This is a genomic window from uncultured Coprobacter sp. (genome assembly GCF_947855755.1).
GTDB lineage: Bacteria > Bacteroidota > Bacteroidia > Bacteroidales > Coprobacteraceae > Coprobacter.
In genome coordinates, this window is sequence record NZ_CANUAR010000045.1 from 1 (window position 1) to 8,526 (window position 8,526).

7 protein-coding genes are annotated in these 8,526 nt (G+C 39.0%); all 7 read right to left on the bottom strand.

Annotated elements, in window-relative coordinates:
* Positions 1–82: 82 nt before the first annotated feature.
* The 7 genes from Q0093_RS14385 to Q0093_RS14415 all read right to left on the bottom strand — a co-directional run bounded on the left by Q0093_RS14385 (position 83) and on the right by Q0093_RS14415 (position 8,411).
* Positions 83–1,654: an Rne/Rng family ribonuclease gene (locus tag Q0093_RS14385; RefSeq protein ID WP_031258368.1), complete on the bottom strand. Its 1,572-nt coding sequence runs from the start codon at positions 1,652–1,654 to the stop codon at positions 83–85.
* A gap of 283 nt (positions 1,655–1,937) precedes the next feature.
* Positions 1,938–2,210 carry an HU family DNA-binding protein gene (locus Q0093_RS14390; protein ID WP_009319124.1) on the bottom strand — a complete coding sequence of 91 codons (273 nt, stop codon included), beginning with the start codon at positions 2,208–2,210 and terminating at the stop codon, positions 1,938–1,940.
* Positions 2,211–2,533: 323 nt separating this feature from the next.
* Positions 2,534–3,991, bottom strand: coding sequence for a hypothetical protein (locus Q0093_RS14395; protein ID WP_288640048.1), 1,458 nt, complete (start codon positions 3,989–3,991; stop codon positions 2,534–2,536).
* A gap of 1 nt (position 3,992) precedes the next feature.
* On the bottom strand, positions 3,993–4,475 hold the full coding sequence (locus tag Q0093_RS14400; protein ID WP_288640049.1) for a hypothetical protein: 483 nt from the start codon (positions 4,473–4,475) through the stop codon (positions 3,993–3,995).
* Positions 4,476–4,486: 11 nt separating this feature from the next.
* A complete protein-coding gene (locus tag Q0093_RS14405; protein WP_297931848.1) occupies positions 4,487–7,096 on the bottom strand; it encodes an Ig-like domain-containing protein in 2,610 nt (869 codons plus the stop codon).
* 55 nt (positions 7,097–7,151) lie between these two features.
* Positions 7,152–7,859: a hypothetical protein gene (locus Q0093_RS14410; RefSeq protein ID WP_297931851.1), complete on the bottom strand. Its 708-nt coding sequence runs from the start codon at positions 7,857–7,859 to the stop codon at positions 7,152–7,154.
* A 93-nt stretch (positions 7,860–7,952) separates the two neighbouring features.
* Complete coding sequence (locus Q0093_RS14415) at positions 7,953–8,411, bottom strand: lipocalin family protein (RefSeq protein WP_297931854.1); 459 nt, start codon at positions 8,409–8,411, stop codon at positions 7,953–7,955.
* Between the last annotated feature and the right edge of the window lie 115 nt (positions 8,412–8,526).

An 8,526-nucleotide genomic window follows, 5' to 3' on the forward strand; every position in this document is an offset into this window, starting at 1 on the left:
CATTCTTTACCGATGGATATGAAAAGAGGATGTATCGGAATTTTGATACACCCTCTTATTTTTTCTTCGAAGAGAAATTTCATCATTTAATTTCGATCTCTTCTTTCAGATCTATCTCACTGTTATTCCCATCATAAAATTTATATTCCAGAAACGCGAGAGATTGATTCGGTATCAACTTGAAGCGGAATGCATATTTGCATCTCCATTGCCATTTCAGGGAAAAAAATCCCTTATTAATAAACGCCGCAATAAAAGGATGTACATGTAAAGAGAACTTCTTTACTTTGAGCTTATGTACTAAATAAGATATCTTATCTTCAAGACGGTCGGTAAAAAGGATTGAAGGGCGAATCGTACCCTTCCCATAACAAGTAGGACAATCTTCACTGGTATTTATATCCAATGCCGGACGTACCCTTTGACGGGTAATCTGCATTAATCCGAATTTACTTAACGGCAAAATGTTATGTCTGGCTCTGTCCTGTGCCATTAATTCTTTCATCCGGTCATACAACTTCTGACGATTATCAGGCTCCATCATATCGATATAATCGATAACGATAATCCCCCCCATATCTCTCAGTCGCAATTGACGGGCAATCTCCTCTGCAGCGGCAAGATTCACATCCAATGCGTTACTTTCCTGGCCGGCGGTCGATTTTGACCGATTACCGCTATTCACATCGATGACATGCAATGCTTCGGTATGTTCGATAATCAAGTAAGCCCCGTTTTTAAACGAAACGGTCTTGCCGAACGAAGATTTTATCTGTTTGGTAATGGCAAAGTTATCAAAAATAGGGAGATCCCCCTTATACAGTTTGACAATATCCTTCCGTTCGGGAGCAATCAGGCTCACATAATTATAGATCTGCTGATAGGCATCTTCATCATTGACATATATATTTTCAAATGACGGACTGAAAATGTCCCTCAAAACGCCCACCGTACGACCGGTTTCTTCAAAAATAAGAGAAGGAGTTTTAGCCTTTTGCAATTTTACCAGACAATCTTCCCAACACTTGACCAAAGTCTTTAACTCATTGTCCAGCTCAGCAACTCGTTTATTCTCTGCAACAGTACGCACGATTACTCCAAAATTCTTTGGCTTAATACTCTGTATCAACTGTTTCAGACGCGCTTTTTCCTCGTTAGACTTTATTTTCTGAGAAATCGAGACCTTATCGGAAAAAGGCAGCAACACCAGAAAACGACCTGCAAAAGAAATTTCCGCAGTCAACCGAGGGCCTTTGGACGAAATCGGTTCTTTAGATATTTGCACCAAGATTTCTTGTCCCACTTTAAGCGTTTCGCTTACCGTACCCTCTTTATCGATCTCCGGTAACATGTTAAATTTCGAGATCGACAAAACCCGCTTACGATCCGAAAGCGATTGCTTAATAAACTTCTCGCATGAGTTAAATTGAGAACCTAAGTCCAGATAATGAAGAAAAGCATCTTTCTCATAACCTACATCCACAAACGCGGCATTTAGTCCAGGCATCAGCTTCTTCACCCTTCCCAAATAAATATCGCCTACCGAAAACGATATATTCCGAGCTTCTTTCTGCAACTCTACAAGACGTTTGTCATCAAGCAAAGCGATCGAAACCTCCTTGGGTTGGACATCAACTACTAATTCAGTGGACACATCAATACGTTTTAGGTTATTGTTAAATGCTAAATACAAATAATACGACTTGTTAAAACAGAGGACTATAAAGAACAAAGAACAAACTTTTGAATGTTCTTCCATAAGTTTGCTCTTTGGGTTCTCTGTTTTTTTATGAAAAGACAGACATTATTTTTTCTTCTTATGTCTATTCTTTCTCAGTCTTTTTTTGCGCTTATGCGTAGACATCTTGTGTCCTTTTCTTTTTTTTCCGCTTGGCATGATCTTATGCGTTTAAATATTAATACTATAATAAATTAAATTACTTCACTTCTCCCATGAAAGTTTTAGCAGGTTTAAATGCCGGGATATTGTGTTCCGGAATAATAATCGTCGTATTTTTAGAAATATTTCTTGCGGTTTTTTGAGCTCTTTTTTTCACGATAAAGCTTCCAAATCCTCTCAGATACACATTATCACCTTTTGCCAACGAGCTTTTTACCGAATCCATGAATTGTTCTACTGTTGCCAGAACGAGCGCCTTTTCAATTCCTGTGTTTTTTGAAATCTCGTTTACAATGTCTGCCTTAGTCATTTTTCTACGATTTTTTTATTATGATTATATAATTCTTTGTTTATAATTTTTTGGCTTGCAAATATATAGCTTTTTCTTTTCACAAGAAAAGGAAACTCCTATATTTTTACAAAAACCGTCATTTTACAATATTCCGAACAGAACGTGACTGCAAATATCGTAATAATTTTTCAAACAAACACCCTTATATACAATAATTAAAGAATATTTTACCCTTAGAGCCTGCCTGAATTTTCCGACAAAAAAATATTATCAGGTCATTTTTGTGTTTTCACTCGTCAGATAGCGAGTTATCTGACGAGTGAAACAGAAAATGTACATAATCAATATTGAGGATCAATAGTAGAAACTGTCATATTATAGTTGCGACCGGGGTTATCGATATCTTCAAATGTTATACTTATAAAAAGGCCTCTTTTATCTGCATACCAACTGTCTGGAATATCATATATAGATGTTGAACCGCTATCTCCGGCACTTTTATAGCCGATATGTTCATTCGTAGCCTTTTCGGTCGCATAATTGTATATATACACAGTAACTTCGTATGTACCGTTTGTAATAGTGTAATCTATCTTACATTTGTCACTTCCAATCCGTACAACTTCAGCATTTACACATTTACCGAAAGTAGCTATCTCTGTTTCCTTGTAATAGGTTACTTTCCCGTTTTCTTCTGTATATGGACGCAAATAATAAGTGGTGGCTTCTTCCAACCCGCTTAACAATACAGCATTTCCCTTAGGGTCAACTTTCGACTGTTGAGTAGTCTTATCCTTAAATATAGTAGGGTGCGGAGAAGTACCATAGCAAATGCCTGCTTTCAGGTATTTGCTACTACTCGTATAATTTTCCGGATTTTTGTATTGTAATTTATACTTTAAATAATCTGCAACCCTTTTAGTACCAATATTATTCCTAGCAACCTCTTCAAATGATACGTATAAAACATCGCTTTCGGATTCTTCCGTTCCGCTACTGTCTCCGGGCTTGTTTTCCGTTCCGTCTTTATCGGAATAGAGGTATGTTTCATAAGAGTATTTTCCTGTCTGTTGATCGTATTGCCGCCATTCCAATTCATCATCGATGAGAAGATCGACTTCGTATTGTTTTGTCGTTCCTTGATCGGAAGTCAGGTAAATCAGGCTTGTGGCAACATCTATCCGATATGAGCCTCTCTCTTCCCGATAGCCGTTGTCGTTGGTGACAATCAGATATGTTTTATCCGGATAAAACGTCAGATATTTGTCAGAATTGCTTGCAATGCGTTTCCACGAATTACACAGATAGGAAAAATCTACGTCTTCATCGCCGGTATCCTCCTCATCAAAATCGGATAAGTCGCCGGTATCGAACGTAAAATAACCTGACGACTCCTGTTCGTATGTATTGCCATCCGAGCTGACTTTATCCGTACCGCTGAATGTTCCGCCATGTTCCGAGGTGAAGAGGATATTCAGTTCTTCGGTATGTCGGACTTGCTTGTCCAATATGGTTATCGTATAGCTTATTTTGAGTTTTGCCTGATTGTTCCCGGTTTTGTCATATTGACAACTTAAATTACCGAGTTCCCAATCTTGGGCGACCATTTTCAGTTCGTTTCGTGTTTGCAGTATCTTGACATACCAATTATCCATGTCTGAGTACTTGCTCAAGCACAGGTCTTTTCCTATGATAGAGGCGGGGGCGTAGCCTGTGAGTTCATTCCCCGCTTCGTCTTCGTCTCCGCATGCCACCATTAGCAGGCAGGTGCAAAACAGAAAAATTTTTATTGCTTTCATATCAGAATGATTTTAATGTAAACGTTCCGGTTATATTCGTTTTCTTGCCATTTGCATTTGTTTGTGTCCCGTTATAGTTTCCACCCGAGTCCGAAGTAAAAATCAAATTGATTTGAAATGAGAATTTGGAATAATGATAAGTACCATAATACGGGATATATGTCTTTTTTGTAGCATTAAAAGTGTATGTCGCCAAATTCCTTCCCGTAACAGTATAAGAATAGGAAGGAGCATACTTGTCATAGTCTACGGTAACGTTATTTACCGAGACACCTTGTTTAAAATGCTCATTATCCAATTTGACCGAGCCGTCTTTATTCTTCAGCACAAGCGTCTTGTTGATGATATTTTCGGGTGCGTATCCACCGGATATCCCATTTGTTCCTACCTCGTCATTCGTATTTTCTTCACCGCAGGATGATAGTGAAATCAGGCAGCATTGCACTGCCATGATTCCGATTATGTATAAAAGTTTTATTTTCATAGAGTTGTACATTAATTTATATTTATGACTTTAACCGTACAGTTTTCCGTCTTCACAATAAAAATGCCTTTCCCTTCAATCGGTCTATTTACCTCCGTAGATTCGGCTGTACCCCGATAAACCAGTTTGCCCATCGCATCATATATAGAGAAGATGTTTCCCGGTTTCAATCCTTTTATATGCAACATTCCATTATCGATCCATGCAGATAACGGATTATACGGGACAGCATTTATTCCCGACACATCCGATACCGTTACGATACAAGAAGCTGAACAATCCGCACCTTTTTCCGTTTCTACCGTCGCCGTTATCGTCGTCGTACCCGGAGCAACAGCAGTTATCACGCCTTTTGGGGAGACTGTAGCGACATTTTCGTTCGTACTGTTCCATAATATATTCTCATATTCGGCATTAAAAGGTTGCAAGTAGGTCTGCAAAACAGATTTTGAGCCTATGCGCAACTCTATTTTTTCTTTGTCGAAGTCTATGCTTTGAATCGTCGAGAAATTAGATATAATTCTTATCGGTATAGTAGTACCGGTTGTCGTTTGATCTCCCAATTCCAATTGTCCATATGAATTATCACCCCATGCCCACAAACTGCCATCTGCTTTCATTGCCATTGTATGGGCTTCTCCTGCAGAAGCAAAAATAACATTCTCCATAACTTTTTCAGGAGAACTCCGGTTTATTGTCGTACCATCTCCTAATTGCCCATAATCGTTAAGTCCCCATGTCCATAAACTACCATCCGTTTTTATAATCACTGTGTGCATTCCCCCTGCTCCCACAGAAACAGAGAGTACATCGTCCATAATCTTTACAGGTGAATACCTATTCGTTGTCGTGCCATCTCCCAATTGTCCATAGAAATTATTACCCCATCCCCATAAACTGCCATCTGTTTTTATGGCCATGGTATGCTCCCATCCCGCAGATACAGAAGCAACATCATCCATAATCTTTACAGGTGAATGCCTATCGGTTGTCGTACCATCTCCCAACTCTCCATTATAATTATATCCCCACGACCACAAACTGCCATCTGTCTTTATAGCCATGGCATATCGTGCACCGGCAGAGATAAAAGCCACTTTATCCATAATCTTAGCAGGAGAGTTTTTCTCATCTCCAAACTGCCCATATTGATTATTACCCCATGCCCATAAACTGCCATCATTTTTTATCGCCATTGTATATGTCCATCCCGCAGATACAGAACGAACATTATCCATAATCTTTACAGGCGATTCCCGATAGTCTATCGTACCATCACCTAACTGCCCGGCCTGATTATCGCCCCATGCCCATAAACTACCATCTGTCTTTATTGCCATCATATAATAAGTTCCTGCAGAAAAAGAAAGAACATCATACATATATTCAGGGAACATTTCGCCCCATATTCCCAATAGCTTCCTATCAGGCAACAGCATAGAACTGTAATTATTTCCTAAATCCAAAATAACATTACTCACATCGTATAAGGTAAACATCGTAAACGAACTTGAATATGAGAAATTCGGTTCATTCAAGCCGGTTTTTACCGCATCAGCGGGCAGCGTAAACGTATATGATTTGTTATATTCCAAAGGCTCATCCGGAACAAAGTATAAGGTGTTTCCCGAAATGATTTTCTCTCCGGGAATCACCGTCGAGCCGTTTTTCAGTTTAATATCATTCCATTTATCGCTTTCGCTTATTTCGGAATTGAACGTAATAGAAGGTATAGCATTCCGGCCTACATTCTCAGCGTTATTTTCCGGATAGCAACCGATTGTTTTAAGACTTGTAATCGTATAATCGGCTGTTACTACCCTACTTTGCGTATAACCATCGCAATAAGCTATCGCTTTCAATGTTACATTCCGGTCGATCGGTATGGGTGATGAATAAACAAGGCTGTTTCGAGTAGGGACAGAACCGTCTAATGTATAATAAATATCCGCATTATTCGAACCGGCGGTCAGAGTTACGGAAGAACCTTTCTCGAGTAATCCCGCTGCCGGATTTATCCGAAGCGAGAGTACCGGATTCCTGACAGTCACCCGACAAGTCGCCGATAATCCGTTACTCGTTCTTACCGTTATATTTGCAGACCCGGCTTCTTCTCCGAAAACTTTTCCTGATGAACTTACCGAAGCTACAGAACTGTTGCTCGAAGACCATGAGAGTTGCGTCTCTGCACCGGCCGGATAGAGAGTCGGCGTCAGCGTCGCAAAGTCTCCGACATTGAGGGTCAGACTGCTTTGCAAAGTAATATTCGTAGGGTCGGACGGATCGACATATATCATAAAATCCTCCGCTGCCGAGAAAAAATAAGGAAAGTTCCCGTTATACTTTACATACTCATATTCGCATCGTACGATCACACGAGAGACGCTAATCGGCGCCAACACTTTAATCGTAGCTGTCGTTCCGATATATTCCGAAACATCGATACTGGCCGAATATGACACCCACCTTATGGTATGGGTTAAAATACCGTTATGGGGTGTAAAACTGACCCTTTGAGAGTCCCCGACTTTCAGATGATAAGTACCTCCCGCCATTGTCTGTATAGCCGGAAACAGTACAAAGATCAGAAAAAGCGTAAAAAATTTTTTCATTCGTAACATAATAGTCTATATTTTTGTTTTCATCGTACATTATTAATTATTTATATACTTAACATTAAAAGAAAAAACTTCCTGTAAAAGAAACACTTTCACCATTTGTATCTGTTCGTGTTCCACTGATATTTCCGGATGAACTTGAAGTGAAAATCAATTTCATTTGATATGTATATTTCAAATTATAATAAGAGTCAAATTCTTTTAAGAAGTATTCCGCCAATCTCAACCCCGCAGCAGAATAAGAATATTCTACTAAATTCTCATCTATTAAGCCCTCCGATTGGCTCAAATGCCTTATGGTTAAAACGTCGATAACATCATCTGAATTTAGATATAACCAAAGATATTTATTTATCATATTATCGGGAGTATACGCAGATGTCGTCGTAAAAGAATTCATCTTGCTATATACGGTTTGTCCTTCTAATCGGGCAAATAACCTTACATAATAGGTCGTATTGTTAGACAATCTCTCTATACGATGCACCACTGTATCTCCCACTCCAGCTACAGTGATTACTTGGTCTGCTACCGTCGGATTCGGGTTTGTCGAATAACAAATTCCGCGCGAATCGAATTTTACGCCTTTTCCATGAATTCCACCGTTAAGATAAGCTGAGGTCTCTGTTATGCGACTAAAACGAGGGGTACTGAACGATACTCTGCCGTCCGCATCTTCTTCTATATCTTCCGAATCTTTATCGCATGACACCGATAAACCGCTGATCAGTATGATTCCGATCAAATACAAAAATCTTTTTCCCATTTTATTATATTATAGATATTATTATAGAATAAGGAGTCGAGGTAGTGATAAACAACTACCTTGTTCCTTATTCCATATAAGCTCTAACGATGATTACGGAGTTACCTTGATAAAGGTCGATTTATTATATTCTTCATAGTCATCGTTCTTATCATGAGATTCCAAGACCAGTTTCGACTCGCTAAGTTCCAAGATAACCGGGGAATTACTTCCTCCAATATTTTCAGGATCGTCTGCCCAAGTAACAGTCAACGACAGCTGATTCCCATTCAATATCCAATTCCCTTTTGAGACCCCTTCAAATGTTTCCTCAAATGTACCATCCTCTTTAAACCAGAACGTTTCTCCCTCAGAAATATCCTCATCCCATTCTTCGTTATACTCAGGGTTGGAAAAATCGTGATAATATCCTTGAGAATGGGATTCCACCCAATGACCGACTAAGAGTTCCTTGAAGTTCTTAGTCTTTTCTTCGTCCGAATCCTTGTCGCAAGATACCAGTAAACCGCCAATCAGCATGATTCCGATCAAATACAAAAATTTCATTTTCATTTTAGCATAATTTTAAAGTGATTAAACAAACATTTATTCATGAACTCAAGTAAGATTTATAACTTTATCTTTACCGCCTTATTTGCACATTTTATTACGTAAATCCGGTTCATCG

Bases quoted from the DNA above. Each gene is read 5' to 3' on its own strand.
- Q0093_RS14400 (WP_288640049.1), bottom strand. From the start codon at position 4,475: ATGAAAATAAAACTTTTATACATAATCGGAATCATGGCAGTGCAATGC.
- Q0093_RS14415 (WP_297931854.1), bottom strand. From the start codon at position 8,411: ATGAAAATGAAATTTTTGTATTTGATCGGAATCATGCTGATTGGCGGT.
- Q0093_RS14405 (WP_297931848.1), bottom strand. From the start codon at position 7,096: ATGTTACGAATGAAAAAATTTTTTACGCTTTTTCTGATCTTTGTACTG.
- Q0093_RS14410 (WP_297931851.1), bottom strand. From the start codon at position 7,859: ATGGGAAAAAGATTTTTGTATTTGATCGGAATCATACTGATCAGCGGT.
- Q0093_RS14395 (WP_288640048.1), bottom strand. From the start codon at position 3,991: ATGAAAGCAATAAAAATTTTTCTGTTTTGCACCTGCCTGCTAATGGTG.
- Q0093_RS14390 (WP_009319124.1), bottom strand. From the start codon at position 2,210: ATGACTAAGGCAGACATTGTAAACGAGATTTCAAAAAACACAGGAATT.